Consider the following 670-nt stretch of genomic DNA (forward strand, 5'->3'; position numbering starts at 1 on the left):
CTGCTCATCGGAGGAGGCCTCGACGGGGCCATCCCCACCTGAAATCCGTAGAGCCCAATATCGGCTCGCGGCTAGCCGACGAACATGGTTTTCAGTACATTGTGACCTTGAACTCTGACTCCTTGGAGCTAGTAGAAGCGCAAAGCGATGGAGCTTTTGATCCAGAACCTCACCTTCTCTCCACACGGCTAACGGACGAGACCGAAGAAGGGGGACTCTTCGGTTTCCGCTTTGGGTAGGTCAGAACGCGGACAGGCCACGAGGCCTCTTCCGACCCGGCATCTCGTCAGAGTAGACTCCCGCATGAGGCGGATTTCTCCTTGATAACGCGCCCTTCGTGGCAGACCCTCGGGTCACTCTCTAGCGCACCGTCTCACCGCTACTAGCCGTGCGTAAGAGAGGAAAGGTCCCACCATGATCCGTCTGATCTGGAGCGCCAGCGTTCACATCCGCTACTTCATGCGGCGCTACATGCCCACCAACATCGCCCTCGACGCCATCCGTACCCGACGCGGCCTCAAATGGGGACTCCCAGCGATGCTGCTGATCCTGCCCTATCTCTACGCAGCCAGCTTCTGCCTCCAACTCATCGAGACCGGAGCCCCTGGCTGGCTGCGGGTTATAGGCCATAAATGTGTTGCTGGTCCGGGCGTGTCCAGGGGATTCAGAA

The 670-nt window shown here is 59.1% G+C and carries 2 protein-coding genes; both read left to right on the forward strand.

Annotated elements, in window-relative coordinates:
• Window positions 1-59: 59 nt before the first annotated feature.
• On the forward strand, window positions 60-239 hold the full coding sequence (locus tag RH857_RS13710) for a DUF2326 domain-containing protein (RefSeq protein ID WP_374761179.1): 180 nt from the start codon (window positions 60-62) through the stop codon (window positions 237-239).
• A gap of 175 nt (window positions 240-414) precedes the next feature.
• Window positions 415-670 (forward strand): hypothetical protein (locus tag RH857_RS13595; RefSeq protein ID WP_310538509.1); only part of this gene is annotated, 256 nt, incomplete at its 3' end.

The sequence above is a fragment of the Nesterenkonia flava genome (assembly GCF_031432335.1).
Classification (GTDB): domain Bacteria; phylum Actinomycetota; class Actinomycetes; order Actinomycetales; family Micrococcaceae; genus Nesterenkonia; species Nesterenkonia flava.